Consider the following 19,459-nt stretch of genomic DNA (forward strand, 5'->3'; position numbering starts at 1 on the left):
ACCTTGGCCTCCAGCTTGTCCCACTCGTCGTAGAGGCGCTGGATCTCCTGGTCGAAGGCGATCTTGAAGGACTGGTTGGGCTTGCGGCGGGCGTAGAGCCAGCGCAGCAGCGGCGCTTCCATGATCTTCAGTGCGTCGCCGGGGGTGGGGACGCCGCCCTTGGAGGAGGACATCTTGGCCATGCCGCTGATGCCGACGAAGGCGTACATGGGGCCGATGGGCTGTTCGCCGCCGAAGATCTTGCGGACGATCTGGCCGCCGACGACGAAGGAGGAGCCGGGCGAGGAGTGGTCGACGCCGGAGGGCTCGAAGATCACGCCTTCGTAGGCCCAGCGCATCGGCCAGTCGACCTTCCAGACCAGCTTGCCGCGGTTGAACTCGCTGAGCAGGACGGTCTCGGTGTGGCCGCAGACGCAGGTGTAGGCGAGCTCGGTGGTCTCGTCGTCGTAGGCGGTGACGGTGGTGAGGTCGCGTTCGCAGGCCGCGCAGTAGGGCTTGTACGGGAAGTAGCCGGCGGCGCCCGCGCTGCCGTCGTCCTCGGCGGCGGCGCCGGAGCCCTCGGCGGCCTCCAGCTCGGCCTCGTCGACGGGCTTCTGCTGCTGCTTGCCCTTGGCCTTGGGCTGGCCGGTGGCCTTGTCCTTCGTCCGGTACTGGTCGAGGATCGCGTCGATGTCGGCGCGGTGCTTCATCGCGTGCAGGATCTGCTCGCGGTAGACGCCGGAGGTGTACTGCTCGGTCTGGCTGATGGGGTCGTACTCGATGCCGAGCTCGGCGAGCGAGGCGACCATGGCGGCCTTGAAGTGCTCGGCCCAGTTCGGGTACGCCGAGCCGGCGGGGGCGGGCACCGAGGTCAGGGGCTTGCCGATGTGCTCGGCCCAGGACTCGTCGATGCCGGGGACGCCGCCCGGGACCTTGCGGTAGCGGTCGTAGTCGTCCCAGGACAGCACGTGGCGGACCTGGTGACCGCGGCGGCGGATCTCGTCGGCGACCAGGTGCGGGGTCATGACCTCGCGCAGGTTGCCGAGGTGGATCGGGCCGGAGGGCGACAGGCCCGAGGCGACGACGATCGGTTTGCCGGGAGCGCGGCGCTCCGCCTCGGCGATGACCTCGTCGGCAAAACGGGAGACCCAGTCGGCCTCGGTGCTCTGAGCCTGAGCCACGGCACTTCCTTCCTTACGGTCCTGGCATGACCATTCTCCCAGACGGCGGGCGTGCGTCCGGGGTTGCCCGGGCGGGCCGTAATTGCCGCCGGGGCTGTGGTACACGCATGGGATACTCGGGGTGTCGAAAACGCCGCCTACCGGAATGGCACCCATCCCATGGCTTCGGTTCCCTCCCTCGCTTCCTCGCTCGACCAGCGCATCGCGGACGCCGTCTCGGCAGCCCTGCCGGAGGCCGGTGTCGTCGACCCGCTGCTGCGACGGAGCGACCGGGCGGACTTCCAGGCCAACGGCATGCTGGCGCTGGCGAAGAAGCTGGGGGCCAACCCGCGGGAGCTGGCGGGCAAGGTCGTGGCGGGGCTGCCGGCCGGTGAGCTGATCGGTGAGGTCGAGGTCTCCGGCCCCGGCTTCCTGAACATCACGGTCGCCGACCGGGCGATCACCGGGACGCTCGCGGCCCGCGCGGCGGACGAGCGCCTGGGCGTGCCCTTCAAGGAGGACCCGGGCACCACGGTGATCGACTGGGCGCAGCCGAATGTGGCCAAGGAGATGCACGTCGGCCACCTGCGGAACACGGTGATCGGCAACTCGGTCGTCCGGCTGCTGGAGTTCACCGGCGAGAAGGTGGTCAGCCGTCACCACATCGGCGACTGGGGCACCCAGTTCGGCATGCTCATCCAGTATCTGATCGAGCACCCGCACGAGCTGGACCACCGGGCCGGGGAGACCTCCGGCGAGGAGGCCATGTCGAACCTGAACCGGCTGTACAAGGCCTCGCGCGCGCTCTTCGACTCGGACGAGGAGTTCAAGACGCGGGCCCGGCGCCGGGTGGTCGACCTCCAGGCGGGCGACGCGGAGACGCTCGCGCTGTGGCAGAAGTTCGTCGACGAGTCGAAGATCTACTTCTACTCGGTCTTCGACAAGCTGGACGTGGAGATCCGCGACGAGGACATCGTCGGCGAGTCCGGTTACAACGACATGCTCGCGGAGACCTGCCGGCTGCTGGAGGAGTCGGGCGTGGCCGTCCGCTCCGAGGGCGCGCTGTGCGTGTTCTTCGACGACGTGAAGGGCCCGGAGGGCAAGCCGGTCCCGCTGATCGTGCAGAAGTCCGACGGTGGCTTCGGCTATGCCGCGACGGACCTCTCGGCGATCCGCGACCGGGTCTTCAACCTCAAGGCCGACACCCTGCTGTACGTGGTGGACACCCGGCAGTCGCTGCACTTCAAGATGGTCTTCGAGACGGCCCGCCGGGCCGGCTGGCTGACCGACGAGGTCTCGGCCGTGCAGCTGGGCTTCGGCACGGTGCTGGGCAAGGACGGCAAGCCGTTCAAGACGCGTGAGGGCGAGACGGTCCGGCTGGTCGACCTGCTGGACGAGGCGATCTCCCGGGCGTCGGCGATCGTCCGGGAGAAGGCCCGGGACCTGAGCGAGGAGGAGATCGCCGAGCGCGGTGCCCAGGTGGGCATCGGCGCGGTGAAGTACGCGGACCTGTCGACCTCGGCGGCCCGCGACTACAAGTTCGACCTGGACCAGATGGTGTCCCTCAACGGTGACACCTCGGTCTACCTCCAGTACGCGTTCGCCCGTATCCAGTCGATCCTGCGGAAGGCGGGCGAGGCCGGCCCGGTCGCGCACCCGGAGCTGGCGCTGGCGCCGGCCGAGCGTGCCCTGGGTCTGCACCTGGACCAGTTCGCGGCGACGGTGGCGGAGGCGGCCGGGGAGTACGCGCCGCACAAGCTGGCCGGTTACCTCTACCAGCTGGCCTCGCTGTACACGGCCTTCTACGACCAGTGCCCGGTGCTGCGCGCCGAGTCGCCGGAGCTCGTCGAGAACCGTCTCTTCCTGTGCGACCTGACGGCCCGCACGCTGCGGCAGGGCATGGCGCTGCTCGGCATCCGCACGCCCGAGCGCCTCTGACCGCTCCCGCGCTAGGCCATGGGGCCCTTCCCGCAGGGGGAAGGGCCCTTTTGCGCGCCCAGTTCGAACCAGATCAGTTTGCCGACGAGTCCCTGGGGCTGGTCGCGCAGGGCGAAGCCGCCCCAGCTGTCGGCGCACCACTGGACGAGTCCCAGCCCGCGGCCCTGTTCGGCTTCGGCCTCGGCGTCCGGGAGGGCGACGCCGTCGAGGGCGGGCAGCCGGGGGTTGGTGTCCCACACGGCCACCCGGACCCGGTCGCCGTCGCGCTTGACGCGTACCGAGGCGGGGCCGTCGGAGTAGCGGTAGGCGTTGGTGACCAGCTCCGACGTCAGCAGTTCGGCGACGTCGGCCAGTTCGAGGAAGCCGTGTTCCTCGAAGATGGTCCGCAGCGTGCGCCGGGCGATGCACGGGGCCATGGGGTCGGAGGGCACCTGAAGCGTGTACTCCCAGTCGTCCGTGAGTTCGGGGTCCTGATTCATGCACGCCTCCGTAGAGTGAGCAGCCTGACACACACGGTAGTCATGGTTGGCCGGTCGGTGCCACGGGTCACTCATTTCGGCGAGACTCGACCGGTGTGGGTGGCGCGGGGTGGCGAAGGCTGACACACGACGCGAATACGACGAACGGCGGCGCTCACCCCTGCGGGGAGCGCCGCCGTTCGCGAAGAACCGGCCGGCCGGAGCCTGTCCCGGCGGTACCGGACCGCGCCGCGGCCCAGGTGAAGATCCGCCGGACAGGCTCAGAGCTGCCGCGCGACCTCGGTCGCCCAGTACGTGAGGATCATGTTCGCCCCGGCGCGCTTGATGCCGGTGAGCGTCTCCATGATGGCGCGGTCGCGGTCGATCCAGCCGTTGGCCGCGGCGGCCTCGACCATCGCGTACTCACCCGAGATCTGGTACGCCGCGACCGGCACGTCCACGGCCTCCGCGACCCGGTGCAGGATGTCCAGGTAGGGCAGGGCCGGCTTGACCATCACCATGTCGGCGCCCTCCGCGAGGTCGAGCGCCAGCTCCCGCAGCGACTCCCGGGCGTTGGCCGGGTCCTGCTGGTAGGTCTTGCGGTCGCCCTGGAGCGAGGAGCCGATGGCCTCCCGGAAGGGGCCGTAGAACGCCGAGGCGTACTTCACGGTGTAGGCGAGGACCGCGACGTCCTCGTGGTGCGTCTGGTCCAGGGCGTCGCGGATGACGCCGATCTGGCCGTCCATCATGCCGCTCGGACCCACGACGTGGACGCCCGCGTCGGCCTGGACCTGCGCCATCTCGGCGTAGCGCTCCAGCGTCGCGTCGTTGTCCACCCGGCCCTCGGCGTCCAGGACGCCGCAGTGGCCGTGGTCGGTGTACTCGTCCAGGCACAGGTCGGACATGATGACGAGCTCGTCGCCGACCTCGGCCTTCACGTCCCGGATGGCGACCTGGAGGATGCCGTCGGGGTCGGTGCCGGCGGTGCCGAGGGCGTCCTTCTTGGCGTCCTCGGGCACACCGAACAGCATGATCCCGGCGACGCCCGCCTCCAGCGCCTCGACGGCCGCCTTCCGCAGGGTGTCACGGGTGTGCTGGACGACCCCCGGCATGGCGGAGATCGGCACCGGCTCGGCGACGCCCTCCCGCACGAAGGCGGGAAGGATCAGATCGGCCGGGTGCAGCGCGGTCTCCGCGACCATGCGGCGCATGGCCGGGGTTGTGCGCAGCCGCCGGGGCCGGGCCCCGGGGAACGTTCCGTACGTGATGCTCAACTGCGTGCCCTTCTGCGTGATCCGGGCCGCCGCTCGCTCGGGCGGGTGACCGGGTCGCCGGCCTCCAGGGCCGCGTCGCGCCGGGCCGCGCCGAACTCCGCGAGCGCCTCGGCCAGCTTGTGCACCGAGGGCTCGGGCGACAGCACGTCCACCCGCAGGCCGTGCTCCTCCGCGGTCTTCGCGGTGGCGGGGCCGATGCAGGCGATGACCGTCACATTGTGGGGCTTGCCGGCGATGCCGACCAAGTTCCGCACCGTCGAGGAGGAGGTGAAGAGCACGGCGTCGAACCCGCCGCCCTTGATCGCCTCCCGGGTCTCGGCCGGCGGCGGCGAGGCGCGCACGGTGCGGTACGCCGTGACGTCGTCGACCTCCCAGCCCAGCTCGATCAGGCCCGCGACCAGGGTCTCGGTGGCGATGTCGGCGCGCGGCAGGAACACCCGGTCGATCGGGTCGAAGACCGGGTCGTAGGGCGGCCAGTCCTCCAGCAGGCCGGCGGCCGACTGCTCGCCGCTGGGCACCAGGTCCGGCTTCACGCCGAACTCGACGAGCGACTTGGCGGTCTGCTCGCCGACCGCGGCGACCTTGATGCCGGCGAAGGCGCGGGCGTCGAGCCCGTACTCCTCGAACTTCTCGCGCACCGCCTTGACCGCGTTGACCGAGGTGAAGGCGATCCACTCGTAGCGGCCGGTGACCAGGCCCTTGACCGCGCGCTCCATCTGCTGCGGGGTGCGCGGCGGCTCGACGGCGATGGTCGGCACCTCGTGCGGCACGGCGCCGTACGAACGGAGCTGGTCGGAGAGCGAGGCGGCCTGCTCCTTGGTGCGCGGCACGAGCACGTTCCAGCCGAAGAGCGGCTTGGACTCGAACCACGAGAGCCGGTCGCGCACCGGGGCCGCGCTGCGCTCGCCGACCACGGCTATGACGGGCTGCGCGCCGTCCGCCGACGGCAGCACCTTGGCCGCCTTGAGCACCTGGGCGACCGTGCCCAGGGTGGCGGTCCAGGTGCGCTGGCGCGTGGTCGTGCCGGCCACGGTGACGCTCAGCGGCGTCTCCGGCTTGCGGCCGGCCGACACCAGCTCGCCGGCGGCCGCGACGACCGAGTCGAGCGTGGTGGAGACGACCGCGGTGACCTCGCTGGCGCCGACCTCGGCCCAGCAGGTGGCGGAGGCGGTACGGGCGTCGACGAACCGCACGTCGCCGCCCTGGCCGTCGCGCAGCGGCACACCGGCGTAGGCCGGCACGCCGACCGCGGTGGCGATGCCCGGCACGACCTCGAAGGTGATGCCCTCACCGGCGCAGGCCAGCATCTCCTCGGAGGCGTCGCCGTCCAGCCCGGGATCGCCGAGCACCGCACGGACGACCCGCTTGCCGGAGCGCGCGGACGACATGACAAGATTGGCCGCGTCCCGAAGGACAGGGACGTCGGCGGCCTTTGACGACTCGTCAGTAACCGTCAGTGCAGGCATGTCCACAGTGGCGCGCGCGTGCGCGCGCACCACGTCGAGCACCTGCGGATCTGCGATCAGGACGTCCGCGGCCGCCAGGGCCTCCACGGCGCGCAGCGTCAGCAGTCCCGGGTCTCCTGGACCGGCACCGAGGAAGGTGACGTGCCCGGGCGCGGGGTGGTTAGGGGCGGTGGGGTTCAATGTGCTCGCTCCCCCATAAGACCGGCCGCACCCTTGTCGAGCATCGCTGCGGCGAGCTCACGGCCGAGGGCCGCGGCTTCGTCGCCGGACGCCGGCACGGGACCGGTGGTGGACAGCTGCACCAGCGTCGAGCCGTCGGTGGTGCCGACGACGCCGCGCAGGCGCATTTCGGTGACAACCTGCTCACTGACCAGGACGTCGGCCAGCGCACCCACGGGTGCGGAGCAGCCGGCCTCCAGGGCGGCGAGCAGGGAACGCTCGGCGGTCACGGCGGCCCGGGTGTGCGGGTCGTCGAGCTCGGCGAGCGCGGCGGCGAGCGGTGCGTTGGTCGCGGCGCACTCGATCGCCAGGGCCCCCTGGCCGGGGGCGGGCAGAACCTGGTCCGTGGACAGGAACTCGGTGACCTCGGCGCTCCGGCCGATGCGGGCCAGACCCGCGGCGGCCAGCACCACGGCGTCCAGCTCGCCGCCGGAGACGAAGCCGAGGCGGGTGTCGACGTTGCCGCGGACGGGCACCGTCTCGATCGCACGGCCGGCCTCCCGCGCCCAGGCGTTCAGCTGCGCCATGCGGCGCGGGGAGCCCGTGCCGATGCGCGCGCCGTCGGGCAGCTGCTCGAAGGTCAGCCCGTCGCGGGCGACCAGCACGTCGCGCGGGTCCTCGCGGACCGGGATCGCGGCGAGGACGAGCTCGTCGGGCTGCGTCGTCGGCAGGTCCTTCAGCGAGTGCACGGCGAAGTCGATCTCCCCCGCGAGCAGCGCGTCGCGCAGCGCGGAGACGAAGACGCCGGTGCCGCCGATCTGCGCGAGGGCCTCGCGCGAGACGTCGCCGTACGTCGTGATCTCGACCAGCTCGACCGGGCGCCCGGTCAGCTTCCGCACGGCCTCGGCCACCTGGCCGGACTGCGCCATGGCCAGCTTGCTGCGGCGTGTGCCGAGGCGCAGCGGACGCCCCTGTGTGTTGTTCATGCCGTCGTTCATGCCGGCTCCCGTGCTGTGGTGTGCCTGTCGGCACGTGTGTCCGCCCGGCTGACGGCCGCCACCGCCTGCGGGTCGAGGTCGAAGAGTTCGCGCAGCGCGTCGGCGTAGCCGGCGCCGCCGGGGGTGGAGGCCAGCTCCTTGACCCGCACGGTCGGCGCGTGCAGCAGCTTGTCGACGACGCGGCGCACCGTCTGGGTGATCTCCGCGCGTTGCTTGTCGTCCAGCCCGGGGAGCCGTCCGTCCAGCCGCGCCATCTCGCCGGCCACGACGTCCGCCGCCATGGCGCGCAGCGCGACCACGGTGGGCGTGATGTGCGCGGCCCGCTGGGCGGCGCCGAAGGCGGCCACCTCGTCGGAGACGATCGAGCGCACCTGGTCGACGTCGGCCGCCATGGGCGCGTCCGCGGAGGCCTCGGCGAGCGTCTCGATGTCGACGAGCCGGGCGCCCTCCAGACGGTGGACGGCGGCGTCGACGTCGCGCGGCATGGCGAGGTCGAGCAGGGCCAGACGGACGTCCGCACCGGTGCCGGCGACCGTGCCCGCGCCCGTCGAGGGGGCCGCGGCCGGACGGGTGGCCAGCGCGTTCTGTATGACGTCCACGGTCAGCACGAGGCCGGTCGCCCCCGTGCAGGACACCACGATGTCCGCGAGCGCCAGCTCGTCCGGTACGGCCGCCATCTTCACCGCCGACGCGGTGACCGCACCGGGCGCGCCCGGCTCGGTGAGGATCCGGGCCAGCCGCTCCGCCCGTTCCACCGTGCGGTTCGCGACGGCCACGTGCGCCGCGCCGGCGCGCGCGAGCGTCGCCGCCGCGAGCGAGGACATGGAGCCGGCGCCGATGACGAGGGCGCGCTTGCCCGCGACCCAGTCGGCCACCGGCACACCGCAGGCGAGACGCTCCAGGCCGAAGGTGACCAGCGACTGGCCGGCCTTGTCGATCCCGGTCTCGCTGTGGGCGCGCTTACCCACCCGCAGCGCCTGCTGGAACAGGTCGTTCAGCAGCCGCCCGGCGGTGTGCAGCTCCTGGCCGAGCGCGAGGGCGTCCTTGATCTGGCCGAGGATCTGGCCTTCGCCGACGACCATGGAGTCCAGGCCGCAGGCCACCGAGAAGAGGTGGTGGACGGCCCGGTCCTCGTAGTGCACGTAGAGATACGGAGTGAGCTCCTCCAGCGGCACGCCCGTGTGCCGGGCGAGCAGCGTGGACAGCTCGGCCACACCGGCGTGGAACTTGTCCACGTCGGCGTAGAGCTCGATGCGGTTGCAGGTGGCCAGGACGGCCGCCTCGGTGGCGGGCTCCGCGGCCAGCGTGTCGTGCACCAGCCGGGCCTGCGTCTCGCGGGCGAGCGCGGCGCGCTCGAGCACGCTCACCGGCGCACTGCGGTGGCTGAGACCGACGACGAGAAGGCTCATGCTCGTCCCCCCTGTCGATCCGGGCGTTCCGACGTCACGTTCATGCCGGCATCACGGCGGGGACGTCCCCGTCCGGTCCCTTTCCGGGGGCGGGCGCGACCCCGCCGGCGGCCGCGCGGGCCGCGGCGCCGCCCGGGCGGGGCGGGGTCGCGGAGGTGCCCTGCGCGCTCTCCTCGCCGGCCTTGCGCTGCTCGTGGAAGGCCAGGATCTGCAGTTCGATGGACAGATCGACCTTACGCACGTCGACCCCGTCCGGAACAGAGAGCACCGTGGGGGCGAAGTTCAGGATGGAGGTGATCCCGGCGGCGACGAGCCGGTCGCAGACCTGCTGCGCGGCGCCGGCCGGGGTCGCGATGACGCCGATGGAGACGCCGTTCTCGCTGATGATCGATTCGAGGTCGTCGGTGTGCCGCACGGGCAGCCCGGCGACCGGCTTGCCGGCCATCGCGGGGTCGGCGTCGATCAGGGCGGCCACCCGGAAGCCGCGGGAGGCGAAGCCGCCGTAGTTGGCCAGGGCGGCGCCGAGGTTGCCGATGCCGACGATGACGACCGGCCAGTCCTGGGTCAGGCCGAGCTCGCGGGAGATCTGGTAGACGAGGTACTCGACGTCGTAGCCGACACCACGGGTGCCGTACGAGCCGAGGTAGCTGAAGTCCTTGCGGAGCTTGGCGGAATTGACTCCCGCCGCGCTCGCGAGCTCCTCGGAGGAGACCGTGGGGACCGAACGCTCGGAGAGCGCGGTCAGCGCACGCAGATACAGCGGTAGCCGGGCGACGGTGGCCTCGGGGATCCCTCGGCTTCGGGTCGCCGGTCGGTGAGTTCGGCCAGTTGCCACGGTGCTCCTGCGGGTAGAGCGGGGCTGCGGGCAGCGCCTTGTCCCAGAACCGCCCTGTCGAACGCAGGCTATGCCTTTGTGAACGCGTGCACAAAGATGGTGTCCGGTTTGTCCGGTCAAAGTGACCGGCGTCACGCGGTGAATCGCCCGGATCCGGGAACCATCCCCGCTGCCGCCGCGACCGTCACAGGGGCCACATGAGCCCCAGGGGCGCGTCGACGGGGACACGGACGCTCACTCCTCACCGCGCTGCCACTCGGCTGCCACCCAGCCGCCACTTCATGGGAACAAAACGCCCACGATGGTAGTCGACTCAGGCACCCATTCCGCCCCGCGCGATCGCGCACAATGACTCCCATGCCCCTTCTGTCACGTCGCGCCCGCAAGAACCCCGCCGATCGCACGGTCACCCTGATCGGCAAGCCCGACTGCCACCTCTGCGAGGCCGCCGAGGCCGTGGTCGCCCAGGTCTGCGGCGAGCTCGGCACGCCCTGGGAGACGAAGGACATCACCCAGGACGAGGAGCTCCACCGCAAGTACTGGGAGCAGATCCCGGTCGTCCTCATCGACGGCGCCCAGCACGACTTCTGGCGGGTGAACCCCGACCGGCTGCGCAAGGCGCTCACCGCCTGAGGCCCTGCGGGGCCGCCCTCGGCGCGGCCGCCGCCGGACACCGGGCCACCGCACCGCCGCGGAGTGTTCACGCCATCGCACCGTCCCGCCTTCCGGTTACCCCGAACAAACTGGCTATGCTCGCCGCATGGCCGCACTCGGATGGCTCACTGGATGGCTGCTGCCGCGCCGGCGCTCCGCCACCGCCCGCAGCGTGCTCGCGGGCGAGGCCGCCGCGGAGGCGGCCCGCAAGTCCGCGCAGGAGAACGAAGACGCGCTCGACGCGCCCGGCCCGCCCGCCGAACCCGACTTCCCCGTCGTCGGCGACGAGAAGGCCGCGGCCTTCTTCGACCTCGACAACACGATCATGCAGGGCGCCGCGATCTACCACTTCGGCCGCGGCCTGTACAAGCGGCAGTTCTTCGGCAAACGCGAGCTCGCCCGCTTCGCCTGGCAGCAGACCTGGTTCCGGCTCGCCGGCATCGAGGACCCCGAGCACATGCAGGAGGCCCGCGACAGCGTCCTGTCGATCGTCAAGGGCCACCGCGTCTCCGAGCTGATGACCATCGGCGAGGACATCTACGACGAGTACATGGCCGAGCGCATCTGGCCCGGCACCCGCGCGCTCGCCCAGGCGCACCTCGACGCCGGGCAGAAGGTGTGGCTGGTCACCGCCGCCCCGGTCGAGACCGCGACGATCATCGCCCGCCGGCTGGGCCTGACCGGCGCGCTGGGCACGGTCGCCGAGTCGGTCGGCGGCATCTACACCGGCAAGCTGGTCGGCGAGCTGCTGCACGGCCCCGCGAAGGCCGAGGCGGTACGGGCGCTGGCGGCGGCCGAGGGGCTGGAGCTGTCCCGCTGCGCGGCCTACAGCGACTCGGCCAACGACATCCCGATGCTGTCGATCGTCGGATATCCCTACGCGGTCAACCCCGACAGCCGGCTGCGCAAGCACGCCCGGGAACAGGGCTGGCGGCTGCGCGACTACCGCACCGGCCGCAAGGCGGCCAAGATCGGCATTCCCGCCGCGGCGGGCCTCGGCGCCCTCGCGGGCGGCGCGGCCGCGGCGGCCGCGATCCAGCGCCGCCGCCGCTGACACCGGCGCGCGTCACCCTTGTGCCATCACCGCTTCGGGCGACTCTCCGGCGCGCCTGCTCACCACGCGGCGTAACCGAATCCATCGCACAGGCAATCCGTTTGTCATACCCGTGTCCGCCCACCGGCAGTCCTCCCGTGTCCGGATTGCCACAACACGCTGCCCAATCGACCACACCATCGGCAAATCCGGTCAACTTCCGTTCTGAGTTCGATATTTGAGCGAGCGACAACCGTAAGAAGAACGCACGGAATCGATGATTTAAGCAACTGGGTGTAGCGCTGCCTGTACGAAGGGTTATTCTCCTCAGACGCAAACCGGTACCCACTTGTCCCTACGACGAGTGAACGGTCCCGCACTGCTCGTGATGGAAGCTCTGCCTCTGGGAGTCCCGTGTACCCACACGTCGGGGTTGACGCCTCGGGCCTGGCTACGCTGCGCGCGGCGGTCCTCGACCGTCTGCGCGGCTTCGTCCCCACCGCGTACGCCGTCCCCGCCTTCGCCACGCTGACCCCTGCCGTAGGAGGCGGCCCGGCCGGCCCCTGCTACGCCCTCGCCGAGGGCAGCGCGGCGGTGGGCAGACGCGCCCGTCGCGGCACCGGCGCCGCCCCCCGGGCCGCCGGCGGCGCGCCCACCACCACCCGGCGCCCGAGCGCCGACAGCGACAGCGCCCGCATGCTGGACCTCGTCGAGCGGGCCCAGGCCGGCGAGGCCGAGGCCTTCGGCCGGCTCTACGACCAGTACGCCGACACCGTCTACCGCTACATCTACTACCGGGTGGGCGGCCGGGCCACGGCCGAGGACCTCACCAGCGAGACGTTCCTGCGCGCGCTGCGCCGGATCGGCACCTTCACCTGGCAGGGCCGCGACTTCGGGGCCTGGCTGGTGACCATCGCGCGGAACCTGGTCGCCGACCACTTCAAGTCGTCGCGCTTCCGGCTCGAGGTGACCACGGGCGAGATGCTCGACGCCAACGAGGTGGAGCGCAGCCCCGAGGACTCGGTGCTGGAATCCCTCTCCAACGCCGCGCTCCTGGAGGCGGTCCGCAAGCTCAATCCACAGCAGCAGGAATGCGTCACCCTGCGCTTCCTCCAAGGACTTTCGGTCGCCGAGACCGCCCGCGTCATGGGCAAGAACGAGGGCGCCATCAAGACCCTCCAGTACCGCGCCGTCCGGACGCTCGCGAGGCTGCTGCCGGACGACGCCCGCTGATTCCGTGCCCCTTTTCACTCACCGGCGGGCAGCTCGGACCGCCCGCGTAACCCGACTGCCGCGCCGCTCGTTGTCCGGGATGCAGACTCCCCGAGGTCGCGCCAAGCTCTTGTCTACTCACTCGTTCGAGTGGATGCCCTCATGGCGTGCAACCCTTCAGGTGTCCAAGGGAGTCGACCGTCATGACGAGAGGAGGTGCCGCCTGTGATCGCGAACGTTTCGGCGCACCGGCGGGCGAACGCCTTCGCCCAGGCCCTGGAGGACCAGGAACTCCAGGGCGCGGCGGCCGCACGGCCCGGCCCATCGGCGGACGACGCCGAGCAGGGCAAGCTGCTGGCGCTGGCGAGCGGGCTCGCCGCGCTGCCGGCGCCCGAGCTGGACCCCGAGGTGAGGACCGTCCAGCGGGCGCAGCTGATCGCCGCCATGGAGAGCCAGTTCGCCTCGGGCTCCGCCGCGGTCCCGGAGCCCCGTGCGGGCACGGCACCCGGCCGGGGCGCCCACCGGGCCAGTCCGCTGGGCCGGCTCAAGCCGCGCTCGCGCTGGACCAAGGGCATCGCGGCGGGCGGCCTGACCGTGGGCGTGGCCGCGGGCGCCTTCGGCGGCGTGGCCGCGGCCAGTACCAACGCCCTCCCCGGCGACACGCTGTACGGGCTGAAGCGCGGCATGGAAGACCTCAAGCTCGACATGGCGCAGGGCGATTCGGCCAAGGGCGGGCTCTACCTGGACCAGGCGTCCACCCGGTTCCAGGAGGTCCGCCGGCTGATGGAACGGGCCCGCACGGGCCATCTCGACCACGAGTCCCTGGCCGAGATCCGCAAGACCCTCGCCGGCATGCGGCACGACGCCGCCGAGGCCCACCGGCTGCTCCACGGGGTCTACGAGCGGGACGGCTCGCTCGGCCCGATGCGGCTGCTGTCGACCTTCGCCGCCTCCCACCGCGACAGCTGGGGGAAGCTCCGCGAGAAGCTGCCCGTCCAACTCACCGACGTGCGCGACCAGGTGAGCTCGGTCTTCGACGCCATAGACCATGAGGTGGCGCCGCTGCAGTCCCTGCTGCACACCCCGCAGGACAAGCACGGCACCCCGGGCCGGGGCGAATCCTCCCCGCACGGCGCTCCGGGCAGCGCGGGCCACTCCGCGCCCGCCCGCCAGTCCCCCTCCACGGCCGACGGCAAGCACCCCGAGAGCCACCCCGGCCAGTCCTCGCCCAGCGCCCGCACCGAGCACGAGGGGCTCCTCGGCGGCACGGGCCTGCTCGAGCCGCCCTCCGGCGAGAGCTCCAGCCCGTCCGGCGCCACCCACGGCAAGGACGGCAAGCCCGGCAAGCAGGGGGACGTCACCATCCCGCCGCTCCTGCCGGACATCCTCCCGGGCCTCGGCATCCACCACCAGGAAGACAAGTAGCGGTCGGCAGCTCACGGGCGGTCGGTGTTCTTCATCCTCGGACTCGGAAGAACACCGACCGCCGTCGGCTTCTCTGTCAGAAGAACACGGATCGCCTCTGCACCAGCAGCTTGGCCCCTCTTGTCCGTCGCCCTCGCACTGCTCCGCAGGCTTCCGACGACCGCTCCGGACTCCGTCCGTCGGCCCGTGACAGCGGCCCCGGTCAGAAGAACACGGATCGCCTCTGCACCAGCAGCTTGTAGAGCGTGTGCTGGATCGTCTCCCGCACCTGGTCCGTGAGGTTGAACATCAGCATCGGATCGTCCGCCGCCTCCGGCGGATATCCGTCCGTCGGAATGGGCTCGCCGAACTGGATGGTCCATTTCGTCGGCAGCGGCACCATTCCCAGCGGCCCGAGCCAGGGAAAGGTCGGCGTCAGCGGGAAATAGGGAATGCCCAGCACGCGCGCCAGCGTCTTCGCGTTCCCGAGCATCGGATAGATCTCCTCCGCCCCGACGATCGAGCACGGCACGATCGGCGCGCCCGCCCGCAGCGCCGTGGAGACGAATCCGCCCCGGCCGAACCGCTGCAGCTTGTAGCGGTCGGCGAAGGGCTTTCCGATCCCTTTGAAGCCCTCGGGCATGACGCCCACCACCTCGCCGCGCTCCAGCAGCTTCTGCGCGTCCTCGGCGCAGGCGAGGGTGTGCCCCAGCTTGCGGGAGAGCTCGTTCACCACCGGCAGCATGAAGACCAGGTCGGCGGCGAGCATCCGGATGTGCCGCGCGGCGGGGTGCTGGTCGTGCACCGCGACCTGGAGCATGAGCCCGTCGACGGGGAGCGTGCCCGAGTGGTTGGCGACGACCAGGGCGGCGCCCTCCTTCGGGATGTTCTCGATGCCCTTCACCTCGACGCGGAAGTACTTCTCGTAGAACGGCCGCAGCGCGGACATCAGCACCTGGTCGGTGAGCTCCTCGTCGAAGCCGAAGTCGTCGACCTCGTACTCGCCGGTGATCCGCCGCCGCAGAAAGCTCAGCCCGTGCGCCAGCTTCCGCTCCCAGCCGCCGTCCCGGCCCTCCGGCTCCCCGTCGGGCCGCTGTGCGGCCACCGGCGGCTCCTCGGCGGCCGGCAGCGGCTCCGGCTCGCGCTGCGCCGGAACGGGGGCCAGCGGGGCGGGAGCCCGGTTCGCCCGGGGCCGGCCCGCGCGCTTGGGCCGCCGCTTGGCCCGCGGTTCGTCGCCGAACGGGATGACCTTGGCATCCGCCATGGTGGGTGCGCTCCTCAGTTCTGGCCGCTGCCGGCAGGCACAAGCGCGGCGATCCGGTCGACGGTACGGGCGAGGATCTCGGGCGGCAGCAGCCCCGTTCCGCGGCTGCGCGCGAAGTCGGCGAACGCCTCGGCGGAGGAATAGCGGGGGGAGAAGCCCAGGGTCTCGCGCATCTGCGTGGTCTCGACGACCCGCCCGTGGGTGAGCAGCCGGATCTGCTCGGGCGAGAAGTCCAGCGCGCCGACCGAGCGGAGCACCGAGCCGACCAGGGTCACGGTCGGCAGCAGGACGGGCAGCGTGGGCCGGCCGAGCCGCCGGGCGGCCTGGGACAGCAGCAGCACCCCGTCGCCCGCGATGTTGAAGGTCCCGCTGTTGAGCGTGCCGCGCGCGGGCTCGCCGGTCGCGATACGCAGGACCTCGATGGCGTCGTCCTCGTGGACGAACTGCAACCGGGGGTCGAAGCCCAGCACGGTGGGCAGGACGGGCAGCGAGAAGTACTCGGCGAGCGGCGAGTCCGCGCGGGGCCCGAGCACGTTGGCGAAGCGCAGCACGCACACGGCCACATCGGGCCGGCGGCGCGCGAAGCCCCGCACGTATCCCTCGACCTCGACGGCGTCCTTGGCGAAGCCGCCGCTGGGCAGGGACTTGGGCGGGGTGTTCTCGGTGAAGACCGCGGGATCGCGGGGCGCGGATCCGTACACGTTCGTACTGGACCTGACCACGAGTCGTTTGATCGTGGGCGTCTTCTGACAGGCACCGAGCAGCTGCATGGTGCCGATGACGTTGGTCTCCTTGACCGTGGCCCGGCTGCCGCGCCTGCTGCCCCGCTTGCCCAGGGGCGTGCCGTTCACGTCCATGTGGACCACGGTGTCGACGCCGTGTTCGGCCAGCACGCGGGCGATCGTGGGGTGGCGAATGTCCGCCCGTATGAAATCGGCCCCGCCGAGATGGTGCTCGGGTGGCACCGCGTCCACCCCGATGACACGGTCGACGTCGGGCTCGCGCTGGATGCGCCGGACGAACCGGCCACCCAGCTGCCGTGCGACTCCGGTGACGAGCACGACCTTCCCCAAGATCAGCGCCTTCCTTCCCACCCTCGCCCGACGAGCGGTGCCCTGACGCGGCAACCGTAGCGGGTCGTTGTTGCACTGTGATGACCGCCAGGAGAGCGGAGCGACATTTCAAGCCGTAGCGAAAGCTTTACTCACCGCTACTCCGGTGTGGGGGCCCGGCCCGCCGGATTCACGGCCGCGGACCCGGTTCGGCGCCGGCCCGGCCCCGGCTCAATGGCGGATCCGTGACGGCTCCGCGACGACGCGAGGGCGGCCACAACGCACCGCAGCCCTCCCACCATTGACGGCGGGAGGGCTGCGGGACGAGCACAGCGGCGTGCTTACTTCTTGTTGCGACGCTGAACGCGCGTGCGCTTGAGCAGCTTGCGGTGCTTCTTCTTGGCCATCCGCTTGCGCCGCTTCTTGATAACAGAGCCCACGACTACCCTCGCTTACATCGATTCACTCGGTGCGGGGCGTCCGAGCCCACACGACCTACATCGGGCCAGCCTACCCGCCACCGCGCGAACCGCGTAATCGGGGGTTCCCGTCAGGCTGTTTCCACCCCCACGAAGGACTCCCGGAGGTACTCCTGCACCGCTTGTTCTGGGACCCGGAACGACCTGCCCACCCGGATCGCCGGCAGATGACCGCTGTGCACCAGCCGGTACACGGTCATCTTGGAGACTCGCATCACCGAGGCGACTTCCGCCACGGTCAGGAACACAACCTCGTTGAGAGGCCTTTCGCCAGCAGCCATGACACACCTGAACCTTCCGCACATGACGCGCACCGGCTTCCCCTCCGGTGACTCCTCGTCGCTGCGCGCTCACTCCCCAGGTTAGGGGCGGGTGATGCGAGTGGGGAAGAGGAGCAGCCATCGGCCGCCTACTGTGACAGACACGCTCGATTGAGTACATAGCGAGTAAGCGGTCGGTAGTAATCAGACCGCACAGTGTCATCAAGCGGAACGGCCACGGACACTTGCCCCTCGGCCTGACCGACGAACGGCGCGGGGTCGTCCGAGTCGGCCGGCCCGATGGCCTCGAACCCCAGCTGACCTGCCCCGCAGAGCCATCCGTGGTCCCCGATGACCAGCGCGGGAAGCCCCTGTTCGCCCTCCGCCGCGGCGGCCAGAGCCACCCGAACCGGCAGGGGTGAATGCGTATGCGCGCCCGGCTCACTCGCTGACGGCCGCGCGCCGGGTTCACGCACCAGCGCGACTCCTCGGACGTAGTCAAGGTTGTATGTGCGTACCCCGAACCGGGTCGTTATGTCGACACTTCGACCCTGAGCCGGGGTGAGGACATCACATCCCGCCGCCGAGAGACCGGCGGCCAACCCGGCGTAGAAGCCCAGGAGTCGATGCGGGTGGCCGGTCCCGATCAGCACCGGCGCCCGGGCCGCGGCCACCTTCGCCAGGCGATCGGCGAAGGCATCGAGTGCCACGATCGTACGCTCCGGATCGATCACATCCTGCCCGGAAGTGTCCTTGGAATCGGCCGAAACTCCACACCTTTGAGCCATCAGGCGCAACAAGTCGCCGAAGCGCCAGTCATATTCAGGCTCCAGTCCGATCAGCACCCCGGGGTCGCGGGCCGCGAACCTCCGGTACCGCGTCAGGCTCCGCTCGCGCGGCGTGGCGACACACCCGGCGATGCGGGTGGCGAGGAGATGAGCGCGCAGGGCGTCACGCGGGGTGGGCACGGGCACGATGCTGGCGGACCGGCGCCCGGGGCGCGGGCCGATGCGCGGGAATTAGCCCGGGCAGGGCAATGCGCGGGCCGCCGGCCGCCCACCGTCGGCGGACCGGCTCGGGCGGGCCGGTACGGGCGCGGCGGCTCGGGCGGGCCTGCGCGCGGCTACGGCAGCAGCCCGTGGGCCGGGAAGACGGCCCGTCGCGTCGCAAGGATCGCCTGGTCGAGCCGGTCCGCCGGGTCGTACCCGTGGTCGGAGAAGTCCCGCCATTCGGGGCTCGGGCGCCCGTCCGTCATCCGCAGCGGCCCCAACTGCCGTGTGCGTCGGTACACTTCCGCCCGCCATGCCTCCGGCACCGCCTCCTCGGGCGCCACGGGCCGCCCGGCGGCGATGCCCACCAGATGCGTCCACGAGCGCGGCACGACGTCCACGACCGCGTATCCGCCACCTCCCAGGGCCACCCAGCGGCCGTCCGCGTGCTCGTGGGCGAGCCCGTGGCACGCCTCGGCGACGAGGCGCTGCGCGTCGACCGACACGGCGAGGTGCGCGAGCGGGTCCTCGAAGTGCGTGTCGGCACCGTGCTGGGTCACCAGCACCTGCGGCCGGAAGGCGGCCAGGAGCTCCGGTACGACCGCGTGGAAGGCCCGCAGCCATCCCGCGTCACCCGTGCCGGCGGGCAGCGCCACGTTCACGGCACTGCCCTCGGCACCCGGCGCGCCGGTCTCCTCCGGCCAGCCGGTCTGGGGGAAGAGCGTGCGGGGGTGCTCGTGCAGGGAGATGGTCAGCACCCGCGGGTCCTCCCAGAACGCCGCCTGCACCCCGTCCCCGTGGTGCACGTCGACGTCCACGTACGCGACCCGCTCGGCCCCCAGCTCCAGCAGCCTCGCGACGGCGAGCGACGCGTCGTTGTACACGCAGAATCCCGATGCCGACCCGGGCATCGCATGGTGCAGCCCGCCCGCGAAGTTGACGGCGTGCAGGGCCTCCCCGGACCACACGGCCTCGGCGGCCGCCACGGACTGACCCGCGATCAGGGCGGAGGCTTCGTGCATCCCCGCGAACGCCGGGTCGTCCGGCGTCCCGAGCCCGTACGAACCGTCGGCGGACCCCGGATCGGCGGAAGCCGCCCGTACGGCCGCGATGTAGTCCTCGCGGTGGACGAGCCGCAGCGTGGACTCCCCGGCCGGCTTCGCCGCGACGACACGCGCCGCCTGGTCGAGCCCGTACGCCTCCACCATCCGCATGGTGAGGGCGAGCCGTACGGGGTCCATCGGATGCCCCGGCCCGAAGTCGTAACCAGTTACCGCTTCGTCCCACATGATCTGTGCACGACCGCCGCTCATAGCCGTCACGGTACTGGCTGGGAACCTTGCCGTAAACGCGAGAAAGCCCTGGCAGGGGAACCCTGCCAGGGCTTTCTCTCAACAATAGTTCGGCGGCGTCCTACTCTCCCACACGGTCCCCCA

Annotated in this window: 18 protein-coding genes; 5 read left to right on the plus strand and 13 right to left on the minus strand. The window is 71.5% G+C overall.

Translation table 11 applies throughout. From position 1 onward, the window contains the following. On the minus strand, positions 1-1,160 hold a 1,160-nt coding region (gene lysS / locus AB0K09_RS13295; RefSeq protein ID WP_366065460.1), incomplete at its 3' end, for a lysine--tRNA ligase. Between the two features lie 159 nt (positions 1,161-1,319). On the opposite strand from lysS, the gene argS reads away from it, so the two are divergent. Then, positions 1,320-3,077 carry an arginine--tRNA ligase gene (argS, locus tag AB0K09_RS13300; RefSeq protein ID WP_366065461.1) on the plus strand — a complete coding sequence of 586 codons (1,758 nt, stop codon included), beginning with the start codon at positions 1,320-1,322 and terminating at the stop codon, positions 3,075-3,077. Positions 3,078-3,088: 11 nt separating this feature from the next. On the opposite strand, the gene AB0K09_RS13305 is transcribed toward argS, so the two are convergent. The 6 genes from AB0K09_RS13305 to AB0K09_RS13330 all read right to left on the minus strand — a co-directional run bounded on the left by AB0K09_RS13305 (position 3,089) and on the right by AB0K09_RS13330 (position 9,676). Next, entirely contained in the window at positions 3,089-3,556 is a 468-nt protein-coding gene (locus AB0K09_RS13305; protein WP_366065462.1) for an ATP-binding protein, read from the minus strand. Between the two features lie 260 nt (positions 3,557-3,816). Further along, positions 3,817-4,809 (minus strand): porphobilinogen synthase, encoded by a 993-nt coding sequence (hemB, locus tag AB0K09_RS13310; protein WP_366065463.1) that lies wholly within the window; start codon positions 4,807-4,809, stop codon positions 3,817-3,819. Beyond that, positions 4,806-6,455: a bifunctional uroporphyrinogen-III C-methyltransferase/uroporphyrinogen-III synthase gene (locus AB0K09_RS13315; protein WP_366065464.1), complete on the minus strand. Its 1,650-nt coding sequence runs from the start codon at positions 6,453-6,455 to the stop codon at positions 4,806-4,808. The genes hemB and AB0K09_RS13315 overlap by 4 nt, the downstream gene beginning before the upstream one ends. Beyond that, positions 6,452-7,432, minus strand: a complete 981-nt coding sequence (gene hemC / locus AB0K09_RS13320) for a hydroxymethylbilane synthase (RefSeq protein WP_366065465.1) — start codon at positions 7,430-7,432, stop codon at positions 6,452-6,454. The genes AB0K09_RS13315 and hemC overlap by 4 nt, the downstream gene beginning before the upstream one ends. Further along, the gene (locus AB0K09_RS13325) at positions 7,429-8,841 is read right to left on the minus strand and encodes a glutamyl-tRNA reductase (RefSeq protein WP_366065466.1); all 1,413 of its coding nucleotides are present in this window, start codon (positions 8,839-8,841) and stop codon (positions 7,429-7,431) included. Before AB0K09_RS13325 ends, hemC begins: the two co-directional genes overlap by 4 nt. Positions 8,842-8,881: 40 nt before the next feature. Beyond that, positions 8,882-9,676 (minus strand): redox-sensing transcriptional repressor Rex, encoded by a 795-nt coding sequence (locus AB0K09_RS13330; RefSeq protein WP_366065467.1) that lies wholly within the window; start codon positions 9,674-9,676, stop codon positions 8,882-8,884. Between the two features lie 348 nt (positions 9,677-10,024). Here AB0K09_RS13330 and AB0K09_RS13335 point away from each other — a divergent pair, with 348 nt between their 5' ends. From AB0K09_RS13335 to AB0K09_RS13350, 4 genes are all read left to right on the plus strand, one after another. Then, complete coding sequence (locus AB0K09_RS13335) at positions 10,025-10,309, plus strand: glutaredoxin family protein (RefSeq protein ID WP_366065468.1); 285 nt, start codon at positions 10,025-10,027, stop codon at positions 10,307-10,309. Between the two features lie 127 nt (positions 10,310-10,436). Further along, entirely contained in the window at positions 10,437-11,384 is a 948-nt protein-coding gene (locus AB0K09_RS13340; RefSeq protein WP_366065470.1) for an HAD-IB family hydrolase, read from the plus strand. A 393-nt stretch (positions 11,385-11,777) separates the two neighbouring features. Then, complete coding sequence (locus AB0K09_RS13345; protein ID WP_366065471.1) at positions 11,778-12,596, plus strand: ECF subfamily RNA polymerase sigma factor, BldN family; 819 nt, start codon at positions 11,778-11,780, stop codon at positions 12,594-12,596. 204 nt (positions 12,597-12,800) lie between these two features. Continuing rightward, positions 12,801-14,000 carry a DUF5667 domain-containing protein gene (locus tag AB0K09_RS13350; RefSeq protein ID WP_366065472.1) on the plus strand — a complete coding sequence of 400 codons (1,200 nt, stop codon included), beginning with the start codon at positions 12,801-12,803 and terminating at the stop codon, positions 13,998-14,000. A 202-nt stretch (positions 14,001-14,202) separates the two neighbouring features. On the opposite strand, the gene AB0K09_RS13355 is transcribed toward AB0K09_RS13350, so the two are convergent. From AB0K09_RS13355 to AB0K09_RS13380, 6 genes are all read right to left on the minus strand, one after another. Then, entirely contained in the window at positions 14,203-15,243 is a 1,041-nt protein-coding gene (locus tag AB0K09_RS13355; RefSeq protein WP_366065473.1) for a lysophospholipid acyltransferase family protein, read from the minus strand. A 14-nt stretch (positions 15,244-15,257) separates the two neighbouring features. Continuing rightward, positions 15,258-16,316 (minus strand): NAD-dependent epimerase/dehydratase family protein, encoded by a 1,059-nt coding sequence (locus tag AB0K09_RS13360; RefSeq protein ID WP_366065474.1) that lies wholly within the window; start codon positions 16,314-16,316, stop codon positions 15,258-15,260. Between the two features lie 320 nt (positions 16,317-16,636). Further along, the gene (locus tag AB0K09_RS13365) at positions 16,637-16,735 is read right to left on the minus strand and encodes an AURKAIP1/COX24 domain-containing protein (protein ID WP_003948845.1); all 99 of its coding nucleotides are present in this window, start codon (positions 16,733-16,735) and stop codon (positions 16,637-16,639) included. 110 nt (positions 16,736-16,845) lie between these two features. Beyond that, positions 16,846-17,055, minus strand: coding sequence for a helix-turn-helix domain-containing protein (locus tag AB0K09_RS13370; RefSeq protein WP_366065475.1), 210 nt, complete (start codon positions 17,053-17,055; stop codon positions 16,846-16,848). A 128-nt stretch (positions 17,056-17,183) separates the two neighbouring features. Continuing rightward, positions 17,184-18,002: a phosphatase gene (locus AB0K09_RS13375; protein ID WP_366065476.1), complete on the minus strand. Its 819-nt coding sequence runs from the start codon at positions 18,000-18,002 to the stop codon at positions 17,184-17,186. A gap of 155 nt (positions 18,003-18,157) precedes the next feature. Then, a complete protein-coding gene (locus tag AB0K09_RS13380) occupies positions 18,158-19,336 on the minus strand; it encodes an acetoin utilization protein AcuC (RefSeq protein WP_366065477.1) in 1,179 nt (392 codons plus the stop codon). Positions 19,337-19,459 lie beyond the last annotated feature (123 nt).

The sequence above is a fragment of the Streptomyces sp. NPDC049577 genome (assembly GCF_040675635.1).
Lineage (GTDB): Bacteria > Actinomycetota > Actinomycetes > Streptomycetales > Streptomycetaceae > Streptomyces.

What these genes read in the sequence shown, in the direction of transcription:
- AB0K09_RS13370 (WP_366065475.1), bottom strand. Translation starts at nt 17,055, where the DNA reads ATGGCTGCTGGCGAAAGGCCTCTCAACGAGGTTGTGTTCCTGACCGTG.
- AB0K09_RS13380 (WP_366065477.1), bottom strand. Translation starts at nt 19,336, where the DNA reads ATGAGCGGCGGTCGTGCACAGATCATGTGGGACGAAGCGGTAACTGGT.
- AB0K09_RS13335 (WP_366065468.1), top strand. Translation starts at nt 10,025, where the DNA reads ATGACTCCCATGCCCCTTCTGTCACGTCGCGCCCGCAAGAACCCCGCC.
- AB0K09_RS13340 (WP_366065470.1), top strand. Translation starts at nt 10,437, where the DNA reads ATGGCCGCACTCGGATGGCTCACTGGATGGCTGCTGCCGCGCCGGCGC.
- AB0K09_RS13355 (WP_366065473.1), bottom strand. Translation starts at nt 15,243, where the DNA reads ATGGCGGATGCCAAGGTCATCCCGTTCGGCGACGAACCGCGGGCCAAG.
- argS (WP_366065461.1), top strand. Translation starts at nt 1,320, where the DNA reads ATGGCTTCGGTTCCCTCCCTCGCTTCCTCGCTCGACCAGCGCATCGCG.
- hemC (WP_366065465.1), bottom strand. Translation starts at nt 7,432, where the DNA reads ATGAACGACGGCATGAACAACACACAGGGGCGTCCGCTGCGCCTCGGC.
- AB0K09_RS13325 (WP_366065466.1), bottom strand. Translation starts at nt 8,841, where the DNA reads ATGAGCCTTCTCGTCGTCGGTCTCAGCCACCGCAGTGCGCCGGTGAGC.
- AB0K09_RS13305 (WP_366065462.1), bottom strand. Translation starts at nt 3,556, where the DNA reads ATGAATCAGGACCCCGAACTCACGGACGACTGGGAGTACACGCTTCAG.